Raw genomic sequence first — 26,512 nt, forward strand, 5'->3', positions numbered from 1 at the left:
ACCGACGGGGCGCGGGCTCATCCTAACGAGCGGGAGGCTGCTCCGGACGGCCCACCGCGAGGGTTCGCGGGCGTACCAGGTGGCGACGACGGGCCCTCAGGCCCGGGCCCGCTGGGTGACCGCGATGCAGACCAGCACCACCACCGCCGTCACCGGCGCGGCCGCCGGCAGGTCCTCGCCCAGCAGCAGCACCGACCAGACCAGCGTCAGCAGCGGCTGCGCGAGCTGCAACTGACTGGCCCTCGGCACACCGATCCCGGCCATCCCCCGGTACCAGAGCACGAAGCCGCCGAACTGCGAGACCGCCGCGATGTACGCCAACCCGACCAGCGCCTTCGCGCCCACCTGCACCGACTCCGCGGCCAGCCCGAACACCGCGGTCAGCACCATCGCGGGCAGCGCTGCCACCACCGCCCAGGCGATCACCTGGGCACCCGGCATGTCCCGGGACAGCCGCCCGCCCTCGGCGTAGCCGGCCGCGCAGATCACCACGCCGACGAACAGGTAGAGGTCGGCGACGGTCGGCCGGCCGTGGCTCTGCACCAGGGTGAAGACGAGCACGGCCGCCGCACCGGCCAGCGCCGCCGCCCAGAACGCCCGGGACGGCCGGCGGCCGGTGCGCAGCGCCGCGACCACCGCGGTGGCCAGCGGCAGGACGCCGATGACCACCGCCGAGTGGGCGGTCGAGGAGGTTCGCAGGGCGAGCGTGGTCAGCAGCGGGAAGCCCAGGACGCAGCCGCCGGAGACCGTCAGCAGGCCGGGCCACTGCCGGCGCTTGGGCAACGGGGCGGCGGCGGCCAGCAGGTAGAGGGCGGCCAGCACCCCGGCCAGGGCGCCGCGCAGCCCGGTCGAGGTCCACGGGCCGAAGCCGGTCAGGGACCACGCGGTGGCGGGGAAGCTGAGCGAGAAGGAGGCCACCCCGAGGGCGGCGAGGGCGGTACCGGAGGCGAGGCCGTGCTGAGGTGCTATCGCTCGGGGCAGGGTAGCGCTATCTTGTGCCGTCATGAACGAGCGTAGCAGTGTGGCCGAACTCGCCGACAGTCTGCGGCGGGAGGTCGAGCGCTACCCGGAGGGGCGAAAGCTGCCCTCCAGCCGGGCGCTGATGGAGCGCCACCAGGTCAGCCCGGTGACGGTCTCCCGGGCCATCGCGGTGCTGGTGGCCGAGGGGCTGGTGGTCTCCCGGCCGGGCGCGGGGGTGTTCCGGGCGGCGGCCTTCGCGGCGGCCCCCACCGCCCCGGCCGCACCGGCCGCCCGGCCCGGCGACCTCTCCTGGCAGCAGATCGCGCTCAGCGCCGACCACGAACCGCGCGACCTGCTGGCCGCCCCGGTGTTCGCCACCCTCCGGGTGCCGCCGCCGGACGTCATCGACCTCAACAGCGGCTACCCGCACGCCTCACTGCTGCCCGAGCGGCTGCTCGCCAACGCCCTCGCCCGGGCGGGACGCCGCCCGGGCGCCTGGGACCGCCCGCCCACCGACGGCCTCACCGAGCTGCGCGGCTGGTTCGCCCGCGACATCGGCGGCCACGCCGGACCGATCGGCGCCGGGGACGTCCTGATCACCTCCGGCGGGCAGGGCGGGCTCACCGTCGCCATGCGGTCGCTGGCCGCGCCGGGCTCGCCGGTGCTGGTCGAGTCGCCGACGTACTCGGGCATCCTCTCGGTCGTCCGGGCGGCCGGGCTGCGGCCGGTGCCCGTCCCGATCGACGCGGACGGCGTCCGCACGGACCTGCTGGCCGAGGCGTTCGAGGCCACCCGGGCCCGGGTGTTCGTCTGCCAGCCGCTGTTCCAGAACCCCACCGGCGCGGTGCTGTCGCCCGCGCGGCGGGCGGAGGTGCTGCGGATCGCCCGGGCGGCCGGGGCCTTCGTGGTCGAGGACGACTTCGCCCGGCTGCTGGTCCACACGGACGCCCCGGAGCTGCCCCGCCCGCTCACCGCCGAGGACCAGGACGGGGTCGTGGTGCACCTGCGCTCGCTGACCAAGGCCGCCTCCCCCAACCTGCGGGTCGGCGCCCTCACCGCACGCGGCCCGGCGCTCGCCCGGCTGCGGGCCACCCAGGTGGTGGACAGCTTCTTCGTGCCCCGGCCGCTCCAGGAGGCGACCCTCGAACTGGTCTCCGACCCGGCCTGGGCCCGCCACCTGCGCGCCCTCGGCGCCGAACTGCGCGACCGCCGCACCGCCGCCGTCGCCGCCCTGCACCGCGAACTCCCCGGCGTCCTCGGCAGCTACCGACCGGGCGGCTACCACCTCTGGCTGCGCTTCCCGGACGGCGTCGACGACACCGCCCTCGCCGCGGCCGCGCTGCGCAGCGGCGTCCAGGTCACCCCGGGCCGCCCCTACCACCCGGCCGAGCCCCCGGCCCCGCACCTGCGCCTCAGCTACGCGGCCGCCGACAGTCCGGCGGCGGTGGCGGAGGGGGTCCACCGGCTGCGGACGGCGTACGAGGAGGTCGCGGGCTGAGCCCCGCCGGTCCGTCAGCCGCGGTAGCCGGCCATCCGCTCCAGCCGGGCGATCCGCTCGGCCATCGGCGGGTGGGTGGAGAACAGCCGGGCGCCGGCCTCGCCGGGGCGGAACGGGCTGGCGATCATCATGTGGCTGGCGGTCTGCAGCTGGGGCTCCGGCGGGAGCGGGAGCCGGCGGGTACCGGCGTCGAGCTTGCGGAGGGCGCCGGCCAGGGCGAGCGGGTCGCCGGTGATGCGGGCTCCGTCGGCGTCGGCCTGGTACTCGCGGGAGCGGCTGACGGCCATCTGGATCAGTCCGGCGGCGATCGGGCCCAGGATCATGATCGCAAGTGTCCCGAACAGGCCCGGGCCGTCGTCGTCCTCGTCCCGGCCGAAGGGGATCAGCCAGGCGAAGTTCACCAGGAACATCACCACCGAGGCCAGCGCCCCGGCGACCGAGGAGATCAGGATGTCCCGGTTGTAGACGTGGCTCAGCTCGTGCCCGAGCACCCCGCGCAGCTCGCGTTCGTCCAGGATCTGCAGGATGCCCTCGGTGCAGCAGACCGCCGCGTTGCGCGGGTTGCGACCGGTGGCGAAGGCGTTCGGGGCCGGGGTCGGGGAGATGTAGAGGCGGGGCATCGGCTGGCGGGCCGAGGTGGAGAGCTCGCGCACGATCCGGTACAGCCCCGGCGCCTCGAACTCGCTGACCGGCCGGGCCCGCATGGCCCGCAGCGCGATCTTGTCGCTGTTCCAGTAGGCGTAGGCGTTCGTCCCGAGCGCGACCAGCAGGGCGATCACGAAGCCGGTCCGGCCGAAGAAACTCCCGATCACCAGGATCAGCGCCGAGAGGCCCCCGAGCAGAACGGCGGTCCTCAGTCCGTTGTGCCGACTGTGCACGTCAGGCCCTCCAGTGGTGCGGTGGGGAAGCCCTTTCTGCCTCGTCCCTCTTGCCCGGTCAACGGGCGGGGCCTGGGACCTTGTTCCCTTGTGACCGACGCGACACCCGCGCGGGCGTCACCGGTCCCCCGTCCGGCGGCTCAGAACAGACTGCCGCCCGCCACCTGGAGGACCAGCTGCGGCGCCACCGAGAGCACCACCGCCGCCGAGGCGGTCAGCCCCAGCGTGGCCGCCAGGCTGACCGGCATCCGTCGCCCGGCGCCGCCCTCGGCGACCGCCTCGGCGTCCGCGGGGGCGAACAGCCGGGCCGTCCACAGCAGGTAGTAGTACAGGGCGATGACCACATTGACGGCCATCACCACGGCCAGCCAGCCCAGCCCGGCGTCCACCGCCGCGCGGAACACCACGACCTTGCCGAACAGGCCGACCACGCCCGGCGGCAGCCCGGCCAGGCAGAGCAGGAAGAAGGCCAGTGCCAGCGCCGTCCAGCGGTTGCGGGCGAACAGGCCGCGGAATTCGTCCACGCTGGTCCCGGCCCGGCGGCCGACGGCGGCGACCACCCCGAAGGCGCCGAGGTTCACCACGCCGTAGATCAGCGCGTACGCGGCGGTCGCGCCGAGCGGGTCGACCCCGGTGGGCGCGTAGCCGGCCGCGGCGAGCGGCACCAGCAGGTACCCGGCCTGGCCGACCGAGGACCAGGCGAGCAGCCGCACCGCGCTGTACCGGGTGTCGAAGCGCTGCCGCAGCGCACCGACGTTGCCGACCGTCATGGTGACGGCGGCCAGCACGGCGAGCGCCAGGCCCCAGGTGTGGGCGTACGGCCGGAAGGCGATGGTGGTGGCGAGCGCGAGGCCGGACAGGCCGGCCGCCTTGCCGACCACCGAGAGGTAACCGGCCACCGGCAGCGGGGCGCCGGTGTAGGTGTCGGGCACCCAGAAGTGGAACGGGACGGCGGCGACCTTGAAGGCGAAGCCGACCAGGGTCAGCACGGCCCCCACCTCGGCCAACGGCTTGAGCTGGCCGGGCGCGTGCTCCAGGCCCTGGGCGACGGCGCCGAGGTGCAGGCTGCCGCTGGCGGCGTAGACGAAACCGATGCCGAGCAGCATCACCGCGGTCGCGGTCACCGAGGAGACGAAGAACTTGAGCGCGGCCTCCGCGCCCCGGCCGTCCCGGCGCAGCGCGACCAGGGCGAAGGCGGGCAGCGAGGCGACCTCCAGGGCGATCACCATGGTGGCGAGGTCGCGGGAGGCGGGCAGCAGGGCGGCGCCGGTGGCGCTGGAGAGCAGCAGGAACCAGTACTCACCGCGGGGGAGCCCCGCGGCGGAGCCGCCGGTGGACGCCGCGTCGTCCACCGTGTGCATCGACAGCAGCGCGGCGATCAGCGCGCCGCCGAGGGCGAGCAGCTGGAACACCAGGGCGAAGTGGTCGGCGACGTACGAGCAACCGGAGCTGTCAGTACCGCCTGTTACGTTCTGCGCACAGAAGGTCGCTCGGGGCGATCCACCGGTGAGCGGAAGGAGTGCGATGAGGGCGAGGGCGAGTCCGGCCGCGGTGAGGCGGCCGAGCCACTTCTTGTGTCGCTCGGGCAGGAACAGATCGGTGACCAGAACGGCGAGGGCCGCCACGGCGGCGATCAGCGGGGGCGCGATCGCCACCCAGTCCACGGACTGGATCAGGCTGCCCGGGTTGGCTACGGCGAGGGAGGTCACAGTGTGCTGCCCCGTGGAGTGAGGTCCGAGTGCGGCGGTGTGGGCTGCGAGCACGGTCAGCCACCCCCGAGGAGGTGCTTGACGGCGGGGTCGGAGAGGCCGAGCAGGAGCGCGGGCCAGAGGCCGGCGAGCAGAGTGAGCGCGGCCAGCGGCGTCCAGCTGACGGCCTCGTACGGGCGCAGGTCGGCCGGTTCGGCCACCGGTGCGGGCTGCTCGGGGTCACCCATGCAGACGCGCCTGACCACGATCAGCAGGTACGCGGCGGTGAGGAGGGTGCCGAGGCCGGCCAGGACCATGTAGGTGATGAAGGCGGGGCGCGACAGGCCGTCGGCCGGGTGGAAGGCGCCGAACATGGCGAGCACCTCGCCCCAGAAGCCGGCCAGGCCGGGCAGGCCCAGGCTGGCGACGGCGGCGAAGGCGAGCAGGGCGCCGATCCGGGGCGCCCGGCCGTACAGGGCCGCACCGGTGGTGCCGGAGAGGGTGTCGAGGTCCGCCGTGCCGTAGCGGTCCTTGATCGCTCCGACCAGGAAGAACAGCAGACCGGTGATCAGACCGTGGGCGATGTTGGCGAACAGCGCGCCGTTCACGCCCACCGGGGTGAGGGAGGCGATGCCGAGCAGGACGAAGCCCATGTGGCCGACGGAGGAGTACGCGATCAGGCGCTTGAGGTCGCCCTTGGATCCGGGGCGGGCCAGCGCCAGACAGGCCAGCGAACCGTAGACGATGCCGACGGCGGCGAAGGCGCCCAGGTAGGGGGCGAGCGTCGCGGTGCCGTCCGGCACGACCGGGAGGAGGACGCGGACCAGACCGTACGTACCCATCTTCAGCAGCACACCGGCGAGCAGCACCGAGCCGACCGTCGGGGCGGCGGTGTGCGCGTCGGGGAGCCAGCTGTGCAGCGGCCAGGCGGGGGCCTTGACCGCGAGCCCGACCATGATCGCCAGCGCGGCGATCACCTGGGTGGTGTGGCTCAGGCCGTTGCCGTGCCCAGCGGCCAGGGCCTGCATGTCGAAGGTGCCGGCCTTGCTGCCGATCAGCAGGAAGCCGAGCAGCATCACGGCCGAGCCGAGCAGCGTGTAGAGGATGAACCGGTTGGCGGCCGGGACCTTCGCGCCGCTCCCCCAGCGGGCGATCAGGAAGTACATCGGGATCAGCACGATCTCGAAGGCCAGGAAGAAGAGCAGGAGGTCCAGCACCGCGAAGGTGGCGAGCATGCCGACTTCGAGGAGGAGGAACAGCCCGACGAAGGCCTGCGCGGACGGACGGTGCTCATCAGGGGCTCCGCCCGGGGCCGCCCCGCCCGGCAGCCGCTTCTCCGAGTACAGCGCACAGAGGAAGGTGAGCAGCGCGGTCAGCACGATCAGCGGCAGCGAGACGCCGTCCACGCCGAGGTGGAAGCGCACGTGCAGGGCCGGGATCCAGGACACGTCGGTGGTGGCCTGCATCCGGGCGGGATCGTCGTGGTCGAAGCCGGCCGCGAGGGCGACGGCGAGCAGGAACACCGCGCCGGTGACGACGGTGTTCAGCCGCAGCGCCCGCCGATCGGCGACGGCCCGGTCCGGCCCGAACACCGGCGTCAGGGTGAGCGCGGCGCCGAGCAGTGGCAGCACCAGGAGGGCGATGAGGACTGCGTTCATCGGGGGCTCCTAGCGGCGGTGAACACAACGGGGGTGGAGGACAGCTGCACCGGCTACACCGCCACCAGGACGGCCAGCAGGACGACGGCGGCGAGCAGGGCGCTGAGGTAGGTCTGCGCGTTGCCGGTCTGCGCGAGCCGGACGGCCCGGCCGAGCAGGTTGGCGCCGATCCCGCTGCCCTGGACGTAGCCCTCGACGACCTCGCGGTCGAGGAAGCGGACCAGCTGGGCGGCGGCGACCACCGGGCGGACGAACAGCACGTGGTACAGCCGGTCCACGCCGAAGCCGTGCCGGGCCGGGCCGAACAGCGGGCCGAGCAGGGTGCGCCCGGGGTCGGCGACGATCACCTCGGCGGCCGGGGCTCCGGCCTGCGCGGGCACCCGGTCCAAGGCGGCCGGAGCAGGACGGCCGGTGGCCACCCGCGCGGTCGCCGAGCGCCAGGCGCCGTACGCCGCGAGCACACCGACCACGGCGAGCCCGCTGCCGGTGACGGCGGTGACCCCGGAGGGACGCAGCGAGCCGCCGTCCAGCAGCGCGGGCAGCGCGTCCGGGAACAGCCCGGCGACGCCGAAGCCCATGGTCGGCACGGCCAGCACCCAGAGCGGCCAGCGCATCGCGGGCGGCTCGGCGGTGGCCGGGTCGGCCTCGTCCAGCTCGGGTGAGTACGGTGCGTCGGCCTCGTGGTCGGCCGGAACAGCCGGCACCGCCGCGCCCGCCGGGCTGTGGAAGGTCAGCAGGAACAGTCGGGTCGCGTACGCGCCGGTGAGCAGCGCGGTGAGCGCGGCCGAGATCAGCACGATCCACCCGGCCGCCTGCGGTACCGCCGAGGCCGGGCCGAGCCCGTTGGTCAGCGCCTCGCCCTTGGCCGCGTGCTCGGCGGCGCTCAGCACCGCCTCCTTGCTGAAGAAGCCGGAGAACGGCGGCAGCGGCAGCCCGACCAAGGCGATCAGCGCGATGCCCATCGTCCAGTAGGCGTCCGGCACCCGCTTGCGCAGCCCCGGGATCCGGGACATCGCGGAGATCGAGTTGGTGTGCGCGGCGTGGATCACCACACCGGCGGCCAGGAACAGCAGCGCCTTGAACGCGCCGTGGCTGACCAGGTGGAAGACGGACGCCTCGCGGTCGCCGCTGGCCAGCGCACCGGCCATGTAGCCGAGCTGGCCGACGGTGGAGTAGGCGAGGACCCGTTTCAGGTCGTCCTGGGCGAGCGCGCAGAGCGCCGAGCCGATCATCGTCACGGCGGCCATCACCGCGAGCACCACCAGCGCCGCACCCGACAGCAGGAACACCGGCATCAGCCGGGCGACCAGGTAGATGCCGGCCGCGACCATGGTGGCCGCGTGGATCAGCGCGGAGACCGGCGTCGGACCGGCCATCGCGTCCGGGAGCCAGGTGTGCAGCGGGAACTGCGCGCTCTTGCCGGCCACGCCGGCGAGCAGCAGCAGGGCGGTCAGCGTCGGCTGGCCGAGCCTGCCCTCACCCGCGGCCGCCAGCACGTCCTGGATCCGGAAGCTGCCGGCGTCCGCGCCGAGCAGGAAGATCCCGAACAGGAACGGCACGTCGCCGAGCTTGGTGACCAGGAAGGCCTTGAGCGAGGCCGAGCGGGCGTCCGCGGTCTCCCAGTGGTGGCCGATCAGGAAGTACGAGCAGACACCCATGACCTCCCAGCCGACCAGCAGCACGATCAGGTCGCCCGAGTAGACCACCAGGAACATCGCGGCGGTGAACAGCGAGACCAGCGCCGCGTACGAGGGGTAGCGCGGGTCCGACTTCAGGTACGCGGTCGAGTAGACCTGGACGCAGGTGGCGACCAGGCCGACCAGCACGGAGATCAGCGAGCTGAAGCCGTCCAGGTGGATGGCCAGCGCGATGTCCGGGCCGCCGGTCGGGGTGAGCCGGGTGGCGGCGTCCAGGGTCTGGCCGGTGCCGAGCTGGAGGGCGACCACCAGGGCGAGCACGGCCGAGACGGCGACCGGGACGATCGCCAGCGGCCGGGCCAGCCCGGGCGCCTTCCGACCGACGGCCAGGGTGGCGGCGGCGCCGAGCGCGGGCAGCGCGGGGACGAGGACGGGCAGGGCGAGGTTCATGCGGCGGCCTGGCCCTTCAGCGCCTCGGCTCCGTTCGGCGCCTCCTCGACGGGGAGCGTCTCGGCCGGGTCGCCGAGCGCGGTGGCCCGGTCGATGTCCGCGGTGCCCCGGGCCCGGAACAGCAGCAGGACGATGGCGAGCCCCAGCCCGATCTCGGCGGCGGCGACGGTGATGGTGAACAGGGTGAGCGCCTGCCCGGCGTGCAGCGAGTCGCGCAGCCAGGCGTCGAAGGCGACCAGGTTGAGGTTGACGGCGTTGAGCATCAGCTCGACGGACATCAGTATCAGGACGGCGTTGCGCCGGGCGAGCACGCCGTACACACCGACGCTGAACAGCAGCACGGCGAGCACGACGGGGTAGGCGAGGTGCATCAGCTCTCCTCCGACGCGGACGACGCGGACGACGCGGGCGAGGCGGCGGCCTCCGGGGCGGTACGCGGCGCGGTCGCGGCGACCGTCCCGTTGGACCCGACCGGCCGCCCGGCGCGGACCTTGCCCGCGCGGGGCGCCGGCACCCGCCGCTGGGACCCGCGCGACAGCACGATCGCGCCGACCAGCGCCGCCAGCAGCAGCACGGACAGCGCCTCGAAGGGCAGCACCCAGTGCCGGAACAGGCTGGCCCCGGTGACGGAGGCCGAGCCGCCGCCCTGGCCGAGGTCGATCCAGGAGGTGCGGAAGGCGTCGACGACCAGCGTCACCAGCGTCCCGGCCGAGGCCAGTGCCACGACCAGGGCGACCCAGCGGTTCTCGGAGTCGGCATCCGGCGAGCGCCCGATCGGCGCCTTGGTGAGCATCAGTCCGAACAGCACCAGGACGACCACCGAGCCCAGGTAGATCAGCACCTGCACCCAGGCGATGAACTCGGCCGTGAGCAGCAGGAACTCCACCGCCAGCCCGCCGAGCGCGACCACCAGCCAGAGCGCGGCGTGCACCAGCTGCTTGGTGGTCACGGCGACGATCGCCGAGCCGAGCACCGCGATGCCGACCAGCAGGAAGACGATCTCCTGGCCGGTCGGGGACAGGAACGAACGGGCGGCCGGCTCCAACGAACCGGTCGCCGCGAGAAGCGTGGCAGCGGCGTTCATGCGTCGTCACCCTTCTCTTCCGATTCCGAAGCGGCAGCGGCGGCGGCGGCCAGTTTGTCCGCCGCCTTGCGCGCGGTGGCGATCTCCTTGGGCTCCTCCGCCGCCTGGTCCAGCGCCGGCGGCGCCGGGACGGTCCACATCCACTCGCGCAGCTTCTCCCGCTCGTGGGTCAGCTCATGGATGTCGGTCTCCGCGTACTCGAACTCCGGCGACCAGAACAGCGCGTCGAAGGGGCACACCTCGATGCAGATCCCGCAGTACATGCAGAGCGAGAAGTCGATGGCGAAGCGGTCCAGCACATTGCGGGTGCGGGCCCTGGCGTTCGGCTCGGCGGCCGGCAGCGTCTCCTTGTGGGAGTCGATGTAGATGCACCAGTCCGGGCACTCACGCGCGCAGAGCATGCACACCGTGCAGTTCTCCTCCAGCAGCGCGATGACGCCGCGCGAACGCGGCGGCAGCACCGGCTGCACGTCGGGGTACTGCGCGGTGACGCTCTTCTTGGTCATCGTCCGCAGCGTCACGGCCAGCCCCTTGGCAAGGCCGACACCGGGAAAACTCATGCGCCCACCTCGCTGCGTTCGGCAGGGGCATTCGCCCGTACACACCTTTTGATGATTCGCTCTCCCCCGGCCTTCCGCCGGGGGTACCCCCATCGCTCGCTCATGAGATCGCCACCTTGATGATGCCGGTGAGGGCCAGCTGGACGAGCGCGAGCGGGATCAGCACCACCCACGCGAAGCGCATCAGCTGGTCCTCGCGCAGACGCGGGTAGGTGACCCGCAGCCAGATGACCACGAAGGCCAGCGCGAAGGTCTTGAGGAGCATCCAGAGCCAGCCGAGCTGGTCCGACATCGGTCCGTGCCAACCGCCCAGGAAGAGCACCGCCGTCAGCGCGGCCACCACCAGGATGCCCGCGTACTCGGACAGCAGGAACAGCGCGAAGCGCAGGCCGGTGTACTCGGTGTACGCGCCGAAGATGATCTCCGAGTCGGCGACGGGCATGTCGAACGGCGGCCGCTGGAGCTCGGCCAGACCGGCCGTGAAGAACACGAAGGCGCCGATGATCTGCCAGGGCAGCCAGTACCACTGCCAGGCGTCCACGATCCCGGGCAGCGACAGCGTGCCGGCGGCCATCGCCACCGAGGCAGCCGCCAGCACCATCGGCAGCTCGTACGACATCAGCTGCGCGGCCGTCCGCAGACCGCCGAGCAACGAGAACTTGTTCGCCGAGGCCCAACCGGCCATCAGCTTGCCGATCACGCCGACGCCCATCACGGCCAGCACGAAGAACAGACCGGCGTCGATCGCCTGGCCGACGAGGCCGTTCGGGCCGATCGGGACGGCCAGCAGCACGAACAGGTACGGCAGCAGCGAGACGGCGGGCGCCAGCTGGAAGATCCGGCGGTCCGCCCCGGCCGGGACGATGTCCTCCTTCTGCGCGAACTTCACGCCGTCCGCGATGAGCTGCGCCCAGCCGTGGAAGCCGCCCGCGTACATCGGGCCGAGCCGGCCCTGCATGTGCGCCATGACCTTGTGCTCGGTCTGGCCGATGACCAGCGGGAAGACCAGGAAGACGACGAGGGTGGCGACGCAGCGGAGCACCGTGTCGAGCAGGTTCACGCGCCGTCTCCGTCCTGGTCGGCCGCGTCGGCCGAGGTCTCGTCCTTCTGCTCGCCCGGCTCGCCCGGCTTCCCGTCCGACGGCTTCCCGTCGTGGGCGGGCACCGGGTTGTGCCAGGGCGCGTCGGAGGACCGGGGCAGGGCCGGAGCGGCGGGCTCGGCCGCCGGCTCGCCGGCCGGCTGGCTCACCGAGCCCTCGGACACCGACCGGGTCCGTCGCGGCCGGTCGGCGCGCACGGGCGGGGCGCCCTCGGTCGGAGCGGCCGGAGTCCCAGCGGTTGCGGGAGCCTCGGCACCCGCCTGGCTCGCCGACCCCTCGGACACCGACCGGGTCCGTCGCGGCCGGTCCGCCCGCACCGTCGGCGCGCCCTCGGCACCGGCGGCACCGGCGGCACCGGCGGCACCGGCGGCACCAGCGGCACCAGCGGCACCAGCGGCACCAGCGGCCGCCCGGGGCGTCCGCCCCGCCGCGCCCGCCGCCCGCGCACCGCGCGCGGGCCGCTCGGCCACCGGCGGCAGGGTGCCCTTGAGCGGGCCCCACTCGTTCGGGTCCGGCACACCGGCCGGCTGCATCTTGCGCCGGGCCGGCCCGTCGCCGTGGTCCGACTCGCCCGGCTCCTTGGCACCCGGCCAGGCCTTGGCGACCCGCGCCGCGAGCACGAACTCCTTGCGCAGCGGGTGCCCCTCGAAGCCGTCCGGCAGCAGCAGGGTGGCCAGGTAGGGGTGTCCGGGGAAGTCGATGCCGAACATCTCGTGGGTCTCGCGCTCGTGCCACGCGGCGCCCGCGTACACCTGGACGGCGCTCGGCAGCGCGGCCCCGTCCCGCGGCACCCGGGTGCGCAGCGCGAGGTGGCGCACGCCCGGCGCCTCGGCGGCGGCCAGGTGCGCGACCACGGAGAAGCCCTCGGCGAGCTCGTCGACGGCGCTCAGCCAGTCGAAGTACGCCAGGCCCAGCACGTCGCGGGCGTTGGTGAGCGCCTCGATCCAGCGCTCGGCCGGGACGTCGACGGTGATCAGCCCGTACGCCTCGGCGCCGGTCGCCCACTCCCCGACCGACGCCGCGCACTGCTCGACGGAAGTCACGAGGCTCCCCCTTCCGGAGAACCCGGCCCCGCCACCAGCGGACGGCGCAGCGCCGCCACGGGCGCGGCGTAGCGGCCGGGCAGGGACTCGGCGGCGATCTTCTCCTGCAGCTTGAGGATGCCCTGGAGCAGCGCCTCGGGCCGGGGCGGGCAGCCGGGCACGTAGACGTCGACCGGGATGATCTGGTCCACGCCCTTGGTCACCGAGTACGAGTCCCAGTAGGGGCCGCCGGAGTTGGAGCAGGCGCCGAAGGAGATGACGTACTTCGGCTCGGGCATCTGCTCGTAGAGACGCTTGACGGCGGGCGCCATCTTGTCGGTGACCGTGCCGGAGACGATCATCAGGTCCGCCTGGCGGGGCCCGGGTGCGAACGGGATGACACCCATCCGGATGAAGTCGTGCTTGGCCATGGACGCGGCGATGAACTCGATCGCGCAGCAGGCCAGGCCGAAGTTGAAGCACCAGAGGCTGTAGCGACGGCCCCAGTTGAGCACGACCTTGACCGGGTCGGGTGCGAGCCGCGAGAGCGGGCCGATGCCGCGGCGCTCGACGGCGCCGGGGCGGGACGGGTCCGGCAGGCCGAGCGGGACGGGACCGCCCTGCGCGCCGTGCGAGTGGTTGTGCGTCACGTCCATTCCAGAACGCCCTTCTTCCAGGCGTAGAGCAGCCCGACCGCGAGGAAGCCGATGAAGAGGAACATCTCGATCAGCGTTCCGGCGCCGTACCCGGCGGCGGCGAAGACCGTCGCCCACGGGAACAGGTAGATCGCGTCGACCGCGAAGATCACATACAGGAAGGCGTACACGTAGTAGCGGATCTGGGTGTGCGCCCAGTCCTCGCCCACCGGGTCCACGCCGCACTCGTAGGCGAGGAGCTTCTCCGGCGAGTACACCACCGGCCGCAGCAGCCGGTTGGCGGTGAACGCCACGGTGACGAAGAGCACCCCGATGACGGCCAGCAGGCCCATCGCGGCGTACGCGTCGAAGTAGCCGCTGCCGACCGCCGGGTCGGCCGCGACGGCAGCCGCCTGCTGCCCCTCCATGCCTTCGCCTCCACCTCGGCCGCGAACCCGCCCCTCAAGACAGTTCTACGACTTTTACTCGCCCGCTCTTAACCATGACCAATGCGTGAGTCTAAGGGGACGGCTCGGATCCGCCCGAACCCTGCCCGCTCCGCAAGACATCCGGTGGACATCGGGTGCGCGGCCGGGAGCCGGGGCGGGGGTGGGGATAACCCCCGGCCGGGAAGATGTATCACCCCCATGGCACCCCCGGTCCCCGGTTCGGGAAGCTTGGTCGACCAGCTCGACCGACAGGGACGGATGATCCGATGAAGCCGCTGCACCGCCGCGCCGTGGACGCCATCAAGGAGCAGGACGCTCGGATGGAGCGCCCACCGCTGTACGGTGCGCGGATGTGGCGGCAGGTCGGCCAGCTGATGCTCAACCTGCCGCTCGGCATCGCCGGCTTCGCCCTCGCGGTCACCACGCTCTCGGTCGGCCTGGGCCTGTCGGTCACGGTGATCGGCCTGCCGCTGCTGGCCGGCGGGCTGGCCGCCTCCCGCGCCCTGGGCGGGCTGGGCCGGCGCCGGGCGCGCTCGGCGTACGGCTCCGCGATCGACGACCCGGAGCCGGTGCGCCCGCGCCGCCCGGGGACGGTCGGCTTCACCATCGCCCACCTCACCGACCTGCTGAACTGGCGCTCGGCGCTCTACAACGTGCTGATGCTGCCCTGGGGCATCCTCGGCTTCACGCTGTCCCTGGTCTCGGTGGTCGTGCTGTGGCCGGTGCTGCCCTGGGTCGTGCGCGCGATGGCGGCGGTCGACCGGATCCTCATCGAGTCCCTGCTCTTCCCCGGCGCCCTGGCCGAGCGGGTGCGCGAGCTGGAGGACGACCGCGGCACCGTGGTCGACACCGCCGCCGCCGACCTGCGCCGGATCGAGCGTGACCTGCACGACGGCGCCCAGGCCCGACTGGTCGCGCTGGCGATGGACCTGGGCATGGCCAAGGAACGGCTGCGCGAGGTGGAGTCCGAGGAGGACATGGCGGTCGCGACCCGGATGGTCGACAACGCGCACGGCGAGGTGAAGCTGGCCCTGCAGGAGCTGCGCGACCTGGCCCGTGGCATCCACCCGGCGGTGCTCACCGACCGCGGCCTGGACGCGGCGCTGTCCGCGGTCGCGGCCCGCTGCACCGTGCCCGGCGGGGTGAAGGTGAACGTCGACCTGACCGGGGCGGACGGCGAGCCCGCGCGCCCGGACTCGGCGGTCGAGGGCATCGCGTACTTCACCGTCAGCGAGCTGCTGACCAATGTCTCCAAGCACGCGGGCGCCCGCACCGCCTCGGTCGAGGTCTGGCGCTCGGACCACCAGCTGATGGTGCTGGTCCAGGACGACGGCAGGGGCGGCGCGGCGCCGTACCCGGGCAGCGGCCTGGCCGGGCTGGCCGAGCGGATCCGGGCGGTGGACGGGGTGTTCCTGGTGGACAGCCCGGAGGGCGGTCCGACCACCGTCACCGTCGAGCTGCCCTGGCGCACCCGCGCCGCCCGCCGCTGAGCGGCCGAGAGACCGAGAGACCGAGAGACCGAGGGGCGCCGGGCCCCCGTCGAGGCCGTGGACGGGGTCCCGGCGCCGGTCCGGTACGGGTCGCCGGCCCGCGGAGCCCTTGCGCGGAGTGCGGGCCGACGGCGCACCGGAGCTCAGACCCGGCCTAGGAGCTGGTCGGCAGCGTGCCGAGCGTGACGTCGGCGGTCTGACCGTTGCCGTCCCGGGTGTAGGTGACGGTGACCTTGCTGCCCGGGGTGAGCGAGGCGAGCGCGGTGGTGAGCGCGTTCAGCGAGTCGACCGGGGTGTCGTCGATCTTGGTGATGACGTCGCCGGGCCGCAGCCCCGCCGCGGCGGCCGCGCCGCCCGGGCTGACCGCCACGATCACCGCGCCGGTCGGCTGGTACTGCTGGTTGAAGTTGGTCCGGGCGGTGATGCCGAGGGCGGCCCGGCCGGAGTTGGTGACCTTGCCCTGCTTGATCAGCTGATCGGTGATGCTGGTGATGGTGGACGCCGGGATGGCGAAGCCGATGCCGGGAGCGGCCGCGCCGCCGGCCTGCGGCTCGGCCGCGGCGAGGGTGTTGATGCCGATCACCTGGCTGTCCAGGTTGACCAGCGCGCCGCCGCTGTTGCCCGGGTTGATCGCCGCCGAGGTCTGCACCATGTTGCCGATGGTGGCGCCCGGCGAACCACCGCCCTGGGGCTCGGTGACGGTCCGCCCGGTGGCCGAGACGATGCCCTGGGTGACGCTGCTGGCGAGTCCGAGCGGGCTGCCCATGGCGAGGGTGATCTGACCGAGCTCGACCTTGCTCGAATCGCCGAAGGTGGCGGGCTTGAGGCCGCTCGGCGGGCTGTTGAGCTTGATCACCGCGAGGTCGGAGTCCGGGTAGCTGGCGACCAGGGTGGCGTCCAGCGCCTTGGTGCTGCTGGCGAGGGTGACGGTGAAGGTGCTCGCGGAGCCGACCACGTGGGCGTTGGTGACGATGTCGCCCTTGTCGTCGTAGACGATCCCGGAGCCGAGGCCCTCGCCGGTGACGATCTGCACCACCGAGGGCAGCACGTCGGCGATCACCTTCTGGTAGGCGTCCTGCAGCTGGTTGCCGCCGCCCGGCTGGGTGGCGGGGGCGGAGGAGGCCTGCTTGGTGGCGACGGAGGAGACGCCGGACACCGCCGGGGAGGACGCGGAGGAAGAGGAGGACGGGTTGCTGCAGCCGGCCAGAGCCAGCGCCGTCAGCACGGCGACCGCGCCCGGGGCGAACAGCCGACGGTGAGCCGGCCCGGGCCCGGCCGGCAGCGGGCGGTTGTGTTCCTTCTTGCGGCTCACCTGGCTGCCTCCGATTCGTCACCACGCCGAAGGGCGCGGGTATGAGAGCACGGGAATCTTTGTCAGCATTTCACCGATTTGTCCTAAACTGTCGACCCGACTCGCCCACGAAGGACGCCAGAAGGCGAACGCCTAGGATTGCCGCATGACTTGGTTGATCACCGGCGGTGCCGGATACATCGGCGGGCACGTCGTCCGTCAGCTGCTCGACGCCGGCGAGCGCGTCGCCGTCCTGGACGACCTCAGCACCGGCGACGCCTCCCGGGTGCCGGCCGGCGTCCCGCTGATCGAGGGCTCCACCCTGGACCGGGCCGCCCTGGACGCCGCGATCCGCGAGCACGGCATCGAGGGCATCCTGCACTTCGCCGCCAAGAAGCAGGTCGGCGAGTCGGTCGAGCAGCCGTTCCTCTACTACCGCGAGAACGTGATCGGCCTGCAGACGGTCCTGGAGGCCGCGGCCGAGGGTGGCGTCAAGCGCTTCCTGTTCTCCTCCTCCGCCGCCGTCTACGGCATGCCGGACGTCGACCTGGTCACCGAGTCCACCCCGTGCGACCCGATGAGCCCGTACGGCGAGACCAAGCTCGCCGGCGAGTGGCTGGTCGCCGCCGTCGGCAAGGCCCACGGGATGTCCACCGTGGCCCTGCGCTACTTCAACGTGGCCGGCGCCGCCTCGCCCGAGCTCTCCGACGCCGGGGTGTTCAACCTGATCCCGATGGTCTTCGAGCGGCTCACCGCCGGCGAGGCGCCGCTGATCTTCGGCGACGACTACCAGACCCCGGACGGCACCTGCGTCCGCGACTTCATCCACGTCGCCGACATCGCCTCGGCCCACGTGGCGGCCGCCAAGCGGCTGGCCGCCGACCCGGCCGGCGAGACCTCGCTGGTGCTCAACATCGGCCGCGGCGAGGGCGTCAGCGTCAAGGAGATGATCGAGGTGATCGGCAAGGTCACCGGTTACGACACCACCCCCCAGGTGGCCCCCCGCCGCCCCGGCGACCCGGCCCGGGTGGTGGCCTCCGCCGACCTGATCCAGCGCGAGCTGGGCTGGAGCGCGGGCCACGACGTGGAGGCCATGGTCTCCTCCGCGTGGGAGGGCTGGTGCAGCCGCCACCCCGAGGCCCGTAAGGCCTGATCACCCGGGACCAGGCCCGCGGTACCACCGGACCGGCGGTGTCCGCCCCGCTCAGCGGGCGGGCACCGCCGTGCCGTAGTAGGCGTCCAGCGCGTACACGCAGCGGTCCTTGGAGCCGACGAAGACCCGCCCGCCGACCGCCACCGGGGAGCCGGTGAGCTCGCCCTTGGTGCCGAGCTCCCAGCGCAGCTGACCGGTCGCCAGGTCCAGGGTGTGCAGTGAGTGGTCCCGGCTGCCCAGGTGCACCAGGCCGTCGGCCACCGCCGGGGAGCCGACGATCTCGCCGCGCGCGGTGTAGCGCCAGCGCTCCCGGCCGGTCGCCGTCTCGAAGGCGTACAGCACCTCACGGCTGCCCACCAGCGCCATGCCATCCCCGACCACCACCGGCTCCGCGCCCTGGCGGCTGCCGGTGACCCCGCGCCAGCGGTCCAGGCCGGTGGCCGCGTCCAGCGCGTAGACCGTGCCCAGGTAGTCGGCCACGTAGACCGCGTCGGCGTCCAGCGAGGGCGGGGTGAACAGCACCACCGGGGCCTCGAAGCGCCAGCGCTCGGTCCCGCTGGCCGCGTCCAGCGCGTACACCCGGGTACCGGCCGTCACGTACAGCACGCCGCCGCGCTCGACCGGGTGCGAGGGCACGTCCTCGCCGACCGGGAACGACCAGCGCAGGCCCGCACCGCGCGGGTCCACGCAGCGCAGCCGCCCGGCGCCGTAGTAGTAGGCCGCGCCGGCCACCAGGACCGGGCCGGACTGCGGGTTCTCGTAGTCCTGCTGGGCGTCGTCCGCGCGCCACAGCTCGGCGCCGGTGGCGGCCGCGCGCAGCTGGACGCCGCCGCCGCGGACGCCGCAGCAGAGCACGCCGTCGGCGGCGGAGAGCGAGTAGACCCAGCCGTCCAGCGAGGTGCGCCAGCGCTCGGTGCCGTCCGCGACGTCCACGGTGTACAGGTGCGGGCCGTCGGCGGCGTGCACCCGGCCGGCGTCCACCGCGAGCGCCCAGGCGACGTCCCGGGTCTTGTAGCGGCGCTCGCCGGAGGCGATGTCCAGCGCGTGCACCTCGAAGCTGGAGACGAAGAGCGTGCCGTCGGCGACCACCGGGGTGCCCCAGACGTCGTTGGACATCCGGAACCGCCAGGGGCGCCAGCGGGCGGCCGGGGCGGGGGTCGGTACCGGGGTTGCCGGCGGGGGCGGGGTCGCCGCCCGGCGGACCCAGTCGGTCTCGGCCGGGGCGGTGGTCGGGCGGGGCTGCTCGTGCTCGGCCCGCGGCCCCGGGCCTATCCGCACCGAGGCGCCGGACAGCTGCACCTCGACGGGGACCCCGCCGGTAAGCGCGCGGTGCTTGTTCTTGGAGGGGATCTTCGCGGTCGGGATCTCGGCGTCCGAGGCCTGCCCGGGGCGGGGCGCGCTGTGCACCGGCCCGGACGGCGGCGGCGCGTGCCGCACGCCCGGATGGGTGCGCGGGTCGTCCAGGCCGGGGTGCTGCGGCGGGATCTGCGGCTGCTGCGGCGGCGGGGCCTGCGGCGGCTGCGGCTCGACCGGGCCGGAGTGCGGGCGGGGCGGCGGCGCGCTCGGGCGTCGGCCGCGCTTGCGCTCGATCAGCTCCAGCGCGTTGGCGGGCAGCCAGTCGCCGGCCTCGCCGGAGGCGTCGTCCCGGGAGAACAGGTGCGGGGCCAGCTCGGTCTGGATCTGCGCCGGGGTCGGCCGGCGCTCGGGGGCCTGCTGCATGCAGGCGCGGACCAGGTCCATCAGCTCCGGCGGCATGCCGGACAGGTCCGGCTCCTCGCGCAGCAGCTGGAACACCGTCTCGACCGGGTTGGAGCCCCGGTAGGGCGGGTGCCCGGTGGCGCAGAAGACCATCAGCGAGCCGAGCGAGAAGACGTCGCTGGCGCCGCGGACGGTCCGGCTGTCCCGGGCCTGCTCCGGGGACATGTAGGCCGGGGTGCCGACCGCGACGTTGGTCATGGTGAGCCGGGTGCTGGAGACCCCGGACGCGATGCCGAAGTCGATCACCTTCGGGCCGTCCTCGACCACCAGGACGTTGGAGGGCTTGAGGTCGCGGTGGATCAGCCCGGCCCCGTGGATGGACTGCAGCGCCTCGGCGATGCCCGCGACCAGCCAGCGGGTGGCCTCCACCGGCAGCGGGCCGCACTCCTCGACCAGGTCCTCCAGCGAGGGCGCCGGGATGTACGCGGTGGCCAGCCAGGGCACCCGGGCGTCCGCGTCGGCGTCCACCACGGCCGCGGTGTAGAAGCCGCCGACCGTCTTGGCGGCCGCGATCTCCCGCGCGAAGCGGACCCGGAACAGCTCGTCCTCGGCCAGTTCCCCCCGGACGGTCTTGATGGCCACCCGGCGCCCGGACGCGGAACGCGCCAGGTAGACCAGTCCCATCCCACCCGCGCCGAGTCGCCCCAGCACCTCGAAGGGCCCGATCCGCCTCGGATCGTGCGCCGTCAGCTGGTCCACTCCGCTGCCACCTCCCCGTTTCCGCACCCGCCGCGTGGTGCCGGTCCCGATTCTCCAATGCCGCCCGGCGCATCTCCAACCTCCCCGTCCGGAGAGGCCCGGCGAGCGGGCGAGTCACGACGGTCCCCTGGTCGGCGATGACGGAACGGCCGGATTCTGACGCCCGCTCCAACCGCGGCTTGCATCGCGGGGCACGGACCGTCCGTTCTTCACCCCTCATCGACGGTCACGCTCTGTCACCCGACCACCCCTCAGCGGACTCGCCGTCACGCTATGGGGTCAAAAGCACACGGGGGGGCTTCAACAGCGCCTTCGGAGCCCGGTGAATATCCGTCCGAAGTGGTTCATGCCGCTATAGCAACCCCCAGGCGGAGCAATAATCGCATCACCGAATCGCGCCAAGATCGTGCCACGGTAAGCTGACGGCATGACAGGACAAGTTCGCACCGTCGACGGTCGCGTCGCCGGGCGACGCGGACAGGAGACGCGGCAGAAGCTGCTCGACTGCCTCCGTGAGATGCTCAGCACGTCGCCCTATCGGGACGTCAAGGTCATCGACGTCGCCCGTATGGCGGGTACCTCCCCCGCGACCTTCTACCAGTACTTCCCGGATGTCGAGGGCGCAGTCCTCGAAATCGCCGAGGAAATGGCCAAGGACGCCGACACCCTCAAAGAGCTGGTGGCCGGAAAGTCCTGGGCAGGGAAGTCCGGACCGACCACTTCGGAAGAACTGGTCGACGGATTCCTCGCCTTCTGGCGCAAGAACGACGCCATTCTCCGAGTGGTCACGCTCGGTGCCGCGGAAGGGGACAAGCGGTTCTTCAAGATCCGCATGACCGTCCTCAACGCGGTCGCCAAGCCGCTCGCGGAGGCCGTCAAGGAACTCCAGGCGAAGGGTCAGGCCGACAAGTCGCTCGACCCGAACGCCGTCGCCGGGGCCCTGGTCTCGCTGCTCGCTTCGGCGGCCGAGCACCAGAAGGCCTTCACCTCCTGGGGCGTCAAGGTCAAGGACCTCAAACCCAACCTCGCTCCCCTGGTGTACCTGGGCGTCACCGGTAAGAAGGCGCCCAAGTAAAACCATCCGTTCAATCCACCATCCGCTCCGCGCGCAGCCCCGGCCTCCTGTCCGGGGAACGATGGACGGCGGTCGTGTCCTCGGGGGAGGTCCGCCGACGTACCGCACGCGCGCCAGACATGCCGGTGGGCGGGCCCCCTCACACAGGGTGCCCGCCCACCGGCGTTCTTCGGTTCCACGGTCCGTTTCGGACGTTCTGGCCCCGCCCCGAGCCGAAGGGCCCGCCGGCGCCGAAAGCGGGGGAGCGGCGGAGGAGCGAGGGAGCGCCGACCGTCGGCGCCGGGTCAGGAGCGCCCGGAGGCGAGCGGGCGGGTTACGGGCAGCGGACGACCTGGCCGGCGTAGGCGAGGCCGCCGCCGAAGCCGAAGAGCAGCACCGGGTCGCCCGGGGAGAGTTCGCCGCGCTCGACCAGCTTGGAGAAGGCGAGCGGGATCGAGGCGGCCGAGGTGTTGCCGGAGTCGACCACGTCCCGGGCCACCACGGCGGCGTCGCCGAGGCCCAGCTTCTTGGCGATCGCGTCGATGATCCGCAGGTTGGCCTGGTGCGGGACGAATCCCTTCAGCTCCGAGGGGTCGATCCCGGCCTGCTCGCAGGCCTTCCGGGCGAGCGGGGCGAGCTGGGTGGTGGCCCAGCGGAACACCGACTGGCCCTGCTGGCTGATCACCGGGTCCCAGCCCGTGATCACCACGGCGTCGCCCTTCTCCGGCTCGGAGCCCCAGACCACCGGGCCGATGCCGGGCTCGGCGCCCTCCTCCTGGGCCTCGACCACCGCGGCGCCGGCGCCGTCGCCGAAGATCACGCAGGTGGAGCGATCGGTCCAGTCGAGGGTGTCGGACATCCGCTCGGCGCCGATCACCAGCGCGCGGCGGGCCGCACCGGCCCGGATCGCGTGGTCGGCGGTGGCCAGCGCGTAGGAGAAGCCCGAGCAGACCGTGTTGATGTCGTACGCGGCGGGCGAGCGCACGCCGAGCCGGGCGGCCACCGCGGCGGCGGTGTTGGGACTGCGCTCGATCGCGGTGCAGGTGGCGACCACGACCAGGTCGATGTCGTCGGCCGTGCGGCCGCTGTTGGCGAGTGCCTTCTGCGCGGCCTCGGTGGCGAGGTCGACCAGGGTCTCTCCCTCGGCGATGTGCCGGGTGCGGATGCCCACCCGGGTGCGGATCCACTCGTCATCGGTGTCGACAAGCGCCGCCAGGTCGTCGTTGCTGAGGACCTTGGGGGGCTGGTAGTGGCCGAGTGCCACGATGCGCGAACCGCTCATAGTGCCATGGAACCGGGTTACCGGCTGGTCAGCCGGGCGTGACCGGCTACAGGATCCACGCCGGTGATCTGTAGGAGATCGACAAGGGGTGTTGCGGCACCTGGGTCGACGTATGCCGAGGTCAGGCCGCCAGTGTGGTGGCGTCGCCCATCACGATGACCGGATGGGCGGCCGGATCCAGGGTGCGAATCAGCTGGGCCATCTTGTCCTCGGGGATCGACACGCAGCCGTGGGTGGGACCGTCGTGGTCCACGTGCAGCCAGATGCCGCCGCCCTTCTTGCCACCCATCGGGCGGCGCGGGTCGAGCGGGGAGTTACCGGGGACCCGGTTGTAGTTGATCGCGACCACGTAGTCGAAGGAGCCGGCCAGCTGGTCGCCGAAGAAACCGGTGCCGGAGACCACGAAGCTCGGGTCCTTGTCGTACGGGAGCTTGCTGCCCGGGTCGGCGTTGTGGCCGCCCGCGTCGGTGAGCGAGAAGACGCCGATCGGGCTGCGCAGGTCGCCCTCGTTGTGGTCGGCGGTCCAGCCGTTCTTGCCGTTGTGGCCGTTCCAGGTCTCGCCGGCCAGCCAGCGGCCCTCGGGGGTGCGGGTCCACAGGACGACGGTGTTCTTGTCGGTGTTCTTGTCGGCGCCGGAGGCGACCACGACCTGGGTGGTCTCGGTCGGGATCTTCGCGGTGAAGGCGGCGCCGAGGCCGGGTATCGCGGCCAGCGAGCCGTCCGGGCGGGTCTCGCTGCGGCCGGCGGCCGCGGGCGCGGACTGCCGGTCGGCGGCGGCCTGGACGGCGGCGGGGGCGGGCGTGGGCTGGTCGGGCTTGTTGACGCCCTCCGGGCCGGGGCCGTCGGCCGCCGTGATGCCGGGCTTGGCGTCGTCCTGGCCGACGGTGTACCAGCCGGCGGCGGCCGCGACCAGCAGGGCGGTGCCGGCCATCACGGCCTTGCCGTGACGTTTCTGCTTCGCCTTGCGCCGCCGACCCCGGACAGCGGCCCGGCCGCCCGGCGCGGGGGCCGCGGCGGGGGTGACGGAGGCGAGGGGTGCGACCGGCGCGGGCTCCTCGTACAGCGGCTGCTCGTACGTCGGCTGCTCGTACGTCGGCTCCTGGTACGCCTGCGCCGGGTCCACCGGCTCCGGCTCGGCCGGGTACGACTGGAACGGCTGGTCGTACGCCTCGAAGTACCCGTCAGCGGCCTGCGGGGCCTGCTGGTACCCGCCGTAGTAGTCCTGCCGGACCGGCTGCTGGTACGACTCGTACGGGTTGTACGGCGCCTCGTGCGACTGCTGCGGCACCCCGTACACCGGCTCCTGCGTCGGCTCGTACGGCGGGTACTCGGTGGCGCGATGAGAACCGGACATGCCGTCGATCCTGCCAAACGCCGTACCCGTTGGTAAACCCGGGTCGCGTGCGGGAGCCGTGAAGACGCCGCCGCCCGGGCCGAAGCACGGCCCGGGCGGCGGGGAAGTCGCAGGTCAGAGGCGCATCGCCTGCGGGGCCTCGCGGCGCATCAGATCCGGGCCCTCGTACTCGCGGATGACCTCGTAGCGGGTGTTGCGCTCGACGGGGCGGAAGCCGGCGTCCCGGATCAGGCCCAGCAGGTCCTCGCGGCCGAGCTTGTTCGGGGTGCCGAAGTTGTCGGCGTCGTGGGTGATCTTGTACTCGACCACCGAGCCGTCCATGTCGTCCGCGCCGTGGCTGAGCGCCAGCTGGGCGGTGGTGACGCCGTGCATCACCCAGAAGACCTTGACGTGCGGAACGTTGTCGAACAGCAGCCGGGAGACCGCGAAGGTCTTCAGCGCCTCGGCACCGGTGGCCATCTCGGTACGGGCCATCAGCTTGTTGCGCACGACGCCGTCCTTGGAGTCGTGGAAGTCGTGCTGGTAGCGCAGCGGGATGAAGACCTGGAAGCCGCCGGTCTCGTCCTGCAGCTCACGCAGCCGCAGCACGTGGTCCACCCGGTGGCGGGGCTCCTCGATGTGGCCGTACAGCATGGTGCAGGGCGTCTTGAGGCCCTTGCTGTGGGCGAGGCGGTGGATCCGCGACCAGTCCTCCCAGTGGGTGTCGTGGTCGACGATGTGCTGGCGGACCTCCCAGTCGAAGATCTCCGCGCCGCCGCCGGTCAGCGACTCCAGGCCGGCGTCGATCAGCTCGTCCAGGATCTCGTCGGCGGACAGGCCGCTGATCTTCTCGAACCAGTGGATCTCGGTGGCGGTGAAGGCCTTCAGCGAGACGTTCGGCAGGGCCGCCTTCAGCTCCCGCAGCGAGCGCGGGTAGTAGCGCCAGGGCAGGGTCGGGTGCAAGCCGTTGACGATGTGCAGCTCGGTGAGGGACTCGCTCTCCATCGCCTTGGCGAGGCGGACGGCCTCCTCGATGCGCATCGTGTAGGCGTCCTTCTCGCCCGGCTTGCGCTGGAACGAGCAGTACGCGCAGGACGCGTTGCACACGTTGGTCATGTTGAGGTGGCGGTTGACGTTGAAGTGGACGACGTCGCCGTTCTTCCGCGTCCGCACGTGGTGGGCCAGCCCGCCCAGCCAGGCCAGGTCGTCGCTCTCGTAGAGCGCGATCCCGTCCTCGCGGGTCAGCCGCTCACCCGCGTAGACCTTCGCCTCCAGCTCGCGCTTGAGCCCTGCGTCCATGCGGTGCCCCGCCTCCTCCGACATTCGATTCCTTGCCGGAACGAGGTTACGCCTATGCCGAGAGCAGCTCCGCGAGCAGTGCCGGTTCGATGTTGCCGCCGCTGACCACGGCCGCGACCGCCCGGCCCCCGGTCTCGGCGGCGCGGTGGAAGTACGCGGCCGGGGCGACCGCCCCGGAGGGCTCGGCGACCAGCCGGCCGCGGCGGGCCAGCAGGGCGACGGTGGCGCGGATCTCGTCCTCGGTGACGGTCACGATGTCGTCCACGTAGGTGGTGATGTGCTCGTAGGGCAGCATGCCGACCGACGGGGTGCGCAGCCCGTCCGCGATGGTCCGGTAGGTGTCGGCGACCGGCCACTCCACCCGGCGCCCGGCCCGCAGGCCGGCCTGCGCGTCGGCGGCCAGCTCCGGTTCCACGCCGATCACCCGGATGCCCGGGCGGGTGAGCTTCAGCGCGGCCGCCGTTCCGCCGATCAGGCCGCCGCCGCTGACCGGCACCAGGACGGTGTCCAGCTCGGCCGGGGCGTCCTCGGCGATCTCCAGGCCGACCGTGCCCTGGCCCGCGATGATGAACGGGTCGTCGTACGGAGGCACCCAGACGTAGCCGTGCTCCTCGGCCAGCCGGGCGGGCAGGGCGTCCCGCTCCGCCGGGGCGACCAGGATCACCTCGGCGCCGTACGAGCGGGTGGCCTCCACCTTCACCCCGGGCGAGGTGTCCGGCATCACGATCACGGCCTTGATGCCGAGCAGCTGCGCCGCGTACGCGACCGCCTGCGCGTGGTTGCCGCTGGACTGGGCGACCACGCCGCGGGAGCGCTCCTCCCCGGTCAGCGCGGCCAGCCGGTTGTAGGCGCCGCGGGTCTTGAAGGCCCCGGTCGGCTGGAGGTTCTCGGGCTTGAGCCAGAGCCGCCGCTCCCCCTCGGCCGCCCAGGGGGCGGGAACCAGCGGGGTGCGCACGGCCACCCCCGCGATCCGCTGCCGAGCGGCGCGCAGCTCCTCCAGACCGACCAGTGCCATACGTCACTCTCCTACAGGAGGAAGCTCACTCACCCGGTTCTCCCACTTCGTGGAGAGTACGACGGTGGTGCGGGTCCGGGCCACGCCCTTTGTGCCCGAGATCCGCTTCACCACCGACTCCAGGCCGGCCACGTCGGCCACCCGGACCTTGAGCATGTAGGAGTCGTCACCGGCGATGAACCAGCAGTCCTCGACCTCGTTGAGGTCCTTCAGCCGGAACGCGACGTCCTCGTGATCGGCGGCGTCGGTGAGCTGAAGGCCGATCAGGGCCGTGACGCCGAAGCCGAGCGAGGCCGGGTTGACCGTCGCCCGGTAACCGGTGATGACCCCGGCCTGCTCCAGGCGGTTGATGCGGTCCGTGACGCTCGGGCCGGAGAGTCCGACCAGTCGGCCCAGCTCGGCGTAGGACGCACGGCCGTTCTCCCGGAGCGCCTGGATGAGCTGTCTGTCCACCGTGTCCATATACCGTCCGCGTCCTTCCGAACCTCACCAGACCCACAGATCATTATCCGGATTCAAA

At 72.9% G+C, this 26,512-nt stretch carries 23 protein-coding genes; 4 read left to right on the forward strand and 19 right to left on the reverse strand.

Annotated elements, in window-relative coordinates; all coding sequences use genetic code 11:
• Positions 1 to 96: 96 nt before the first annotated feature.
• Positions 97 to 1,005: a DMT family transporter gene (locus tag ACH4E7_RS08555; RefSeq protein WP_396248249.1), complete on the reverse strand. Its 909-nt coding sequence runs from the start codon at positions 1,003 to 1,005 to the stop codon at positions 97 to 99.
• Here ACH4E7_RS08555 and ACH4E7_RS08560 point away from each other — a divergent pair.
• Entirely contained in the window at positions 1,004 to 2,458 is a 1,455-nt protein-coding gene (locus ACH4E7_RS08560) for a PLP-dependent aminotransferase family protein (protein WP_396248250.1), read from the forward strand. The two genes, ACH4E7_RS08555 and ACH4E7_RS08560, sit on opposite strands and share 2 nt — an antisense overlap.
• A 14-nt stretch (positions 2,459 to 2,472) precedes the next feature.
• On the opposite strand, the gene htpX is transcribed toward ACH4E7_RS08560, so the two are convergent.
• The 11 genes from htpX to ACH4E7_RS08615 all read right to left on the reverse strand — a co-directional run bounded on the left by htpX (position 2,473) and on the right by ACH4E7_RS08615 (position 13,597).
• Positions 2,473 to 3,336, reverse strand: coding sequence for a zinc metalloprotease HtpX (htpX, locus tag ACH4E7_RS08565; protein WP_396248251.1), 864 nt, complete (start codon positions 3,334 to 3,336; stop codon positions 2,473 to 2,475).
• Between the two features lie 140 nt (positions 3,337 to 3,476).
• Positions 3,477 to 5,045 (reverse strand): NADH-quinone oxidoreductase subunit N, encoded by a 1,569-nt coding sequence (locus ACH4E7_RS08570; protein ID WP_396248252.1) that lies wholly within the window; start codon positions 5,043 to 5,045, stop codon positions 3,477 to 3,479.
• A gap of 56 nt (positions 5,046 to 5,101) precedes the next feature.
• Positions 5,102 to 6,682, reverse strand: coding sequence for a NuoM family protein (locus ACH4E7_RS08575; RefSeq protein WP_396248253.1), 1,581 nt, complete (start codon positions 6,680 to 6,682; stop codon positions 5,102 to 5,104).
• A gap of 53 nt (positions 6,683 to 6,735) precedes the next feature.
• Positions 6,736 to 8,769, reverse strand: a complete 2,034-nt coding sequence (locus ACH4E7_RS08580; RefSeq protein ID WP_396248254.1) for an NADH-quinone oxidoreductase subunit L — start codon at positions 8,767 to 8,769, stop codon at positions 6,736 to 6,738.
• A complete protein-coding gene (gene nuoK / locus ACH4E7_RS08585) occupies positions 8,766 to 9,140 on the reverse strand; it encodes an NADH-quinone oxidoreductase subunit NuoK (protein WP_396248255.1) in 375 nt (124 codons plus the stop codon). The genes ACH4E7_RS08580 and nuoK overlap by 4 nt, the downstream gene beginning before the upstream one ends.
• Entirely contained in the window at positions 9,140 to 9,853 is a 714-nt protein-coding gene (locus ACH4E7_RS08590) for an NADH-quinone oxidoreductase subunit J (protein WP_396248256.1), read from the reverse strand. The genes nuoK and ACH4E7_RS08590 overlap by 1 nt, the downstream gene beginning before the upstream one ends.
• On the reverse strand, positions 9,850 to 10,413 hold the full coding sequence (locus ACH4E7_RS08595) for a NuoI/complex I 23 kDa subunit family protein (RefSeq protein ID WP_396248257.1): 564 nt from the start codon (positions 10,411 to 10,413) through the stop codon (positions 9,850 to 9,852). The genes ACH4E7_RS08590 and ACH4E7_RS08595 overlap by 4 nt, the downstream gene beginning before the upstream one ends.
• Positions 10,414 to 10,513: 100 nt before the next feature.
• Positions 10,514 to 11,473, reverse strand: a complete 960-nt coding sequence (nuoH, locus tag ACH4E7_RS08600; RefSeq protein ID WP_396248258.1) for an NADH-quinone oxidoreductase subunit NuoH — start codon at positions 11,471 to 11,473, stop codon at positions 10,514 to 10,516.
• Positions 11,470 to 12,555, reverse strand: coding sequence for an NADH-quinone oxidoreductase subunit C (locus ACH4E7_RS08605; RefSeq protein ID WP_396248259.1), 1,086 nt, complete (start codon positions 12,553 to 12,555; stop codon positions 11,470 to 11,472). The genes nuoH and ACH4E7_RS08605 overlap by 4 nt, the downstream gene beginning before the upstream one ends.
• A complete protein-coding gene (locus ACH4E7_RS08610; RefSeq protein WP_396248260.1) occupies positions 12,552 to 13,190 on the reverse strand; it encodes an NADH-quinone oxidoreductase subunit B in 639 nt (212 codons plus the stop codon). The genes ACH4E7_RS08605 and ACH4E7_RS08610 overlap by 4 nt, the downstream gene beginning before the upstream one ends.
• Positions 13,181 to 13,597 (reverse strand): NADH-quinone oxidoreductase subunit A, encoded by a 417-nt coding sequence (locus tag ACH4E7_RS08615; RefSeq protein ID WP_396248261.1) that lies wholly within the window; start codon positions 13,595 to 13,597, stop codon positions 13,181 to 13,183. Before ACH4E7_RS08615 ends, ACH4E7_RS08610 begins: the two co-directional genes overlap by 10 nt.
• Before the next feature lie 287 nt (positions 13,598 to 13,884).
• Between ACH4E7_RS08615 and ACH4E7_RS08620 the strand changes: the two genes are divergently transcribed.
• The gene (locus tag ACH4E7_RS08620) at positions 13,885 to 15,108 is read left to right on the forward strand and encodes a sensor histidine kinase (protein ID WP_396248262.1); all 1,224 of its coding nucleotides are present in this window, start codon (positions 13,885 to 13,887) and stop codon (positions 15,106 to 15,108) included.
• A gap of 154 nt (positions 15,109 to 15,262) precedes the next feature.
• Here ACH4E7_RS08620 and ACH4E7_RS08625 read toward each other — a convergent pair whose 3' ends face one another.
• Positions 15,263 to 16,390, reverse strand: coding sequence for a S1C family serine protease (locus ACH4E7_RS08625; RefSeq protein ID WP_396248510.1), 1,128 nt, complete (start codon positions 16,388 to 16,390; stop codon positions 15,263 to 15,265).
• 175 nt (positions 16,391 to 16,565) lie between these two features.
• Between ACH4E7_RS08625 and galE the strand changes: the two genes are divergently transcribed.
• On the forward strand, positions 16,566 to 17,552 hold the full coding sequence (gene galE / locus ACH4E7_RS08630) for a UDP-glucose 4-epimerase GalE (RefSeq protein ID WP_396248263.1): 987 nt from the start codon (positions 16,566 to 16,568) through the stop codon (positions 17,550 to 17,552).
• Positions 17,553 to 17,603: 51 nt separating this feature from the next.
• Here the strand turns inward: galE and ACH4E7_RS08635 are convergent, their stop codons facing one another.
• Entirely contained in the window at positions 17,604 to 20,009 is a 2,406-nt protein-coding gene (locus tag ACH4E7_RS08635) for a serine/threonine-protein kinase (RefSeq protein ID WP_396248264.1), read from the reverse strand.
• A gap of 427 nt (positions 20,010 to 20,436) precedes the next feature.
• Here ACH4E7_RS08635 and ACH4E7_RS08640 point away from each other — a divergent pair, with 427 nt between their 5' ends.
• Positions 20,437 to 21,084: a TetR family transcriptional regulator gene (locus ACH4E7_RS08640; protein ID WP_031063307.1), complete on the forward strand. Its 648-nt coding sequence runs from the start codon at positions 20,437 to 20,439 to the stop codon at positions 21,082 to 21,084.
• Between the two features lie 313 nt (positions 21,085 to 21,397).
• On the opposite strand, the gene ACH4E7_RS08645 is transcribed toward ACH4E7_RS08640, so the two are convergent.
• From ACH4E7_RS08645 to ACH4E7_RS08665, 5 genes are all read right to left on the reverse strand, one after another.
• Positions 21,398 to 22,345, reverse strand: a complete 948-nt coding sequence (locus ACH4E7_RS08645) for a beta-ketoacyl-ACP synthase III (RefSeq protein ID WP_396248265.1) — start codon at positions 22,343 to 22,345, stop codon at positions 21,398 to 21,400.
• Between the two features lie 121 nt (positions 22,346 to 22,466).
• Positions 22,467 to 23,699, reverse strand: a complete 1,233-nt coding sequence (locus ACH4E7_RS08650; protein WP_396248266.1) for a L,D-transpeptidase family protein — start codon at positions 23,697 to 23,699, stop codon at positions 22,467 to 22,469.
• Positions 23,700 to 23,813: 114 nt separating this feature from the next.
• Positions 23,814 to 24,977, reverse strand: coding sequence for an aminofutalosine synthase MqnE (gene mqnE / locus ACH4E7_RS08655; RefSeq protein WP_396248267.1), 1,164 nt, complete (start codon positions 24,975 to 24,977; stop codon positions 23,814 to 23,816).
• 52 nt (positions 24,978 to 25,029) lie between these two features.
• Positions 25,030 to 25,992, reverse strand: a complete 963-nt coding sequence (locus ACH4E7_RS08660) for a threonine/serine dehydratase (protein WP_396248268.1) — start codon at positions 25,990 to 25,992, stop codon at positions 25,030 to 25,032.
• Positions 25,993 to 25,995: 3 nt separating this feature from the next.
• Positions 25,996 to 26,454, reverse strand: coding sequence for an Lrp/AsnC family transcriptional regulator (locus tag ACH4E7_RS08665; RefSeq protein WP_030055719.1), 459 nt, complete (start codon positions 26,452 to 26,454; stop codon positions 25,996 to 25,998).
• Between the last annotated feature and the right edge of the window lie 58 nt (positions 26,455 to 26,512).

Origin of the sequence: Kitasatospora sp. NPDC018058 (assembly GCF_044327205.1) — a bacterium.
Classification (GTDB): Bacteria; Actinomycetota; Actinomycetes; order Streptomycetales; family Streptomycetaceae; genus Kitasatospora.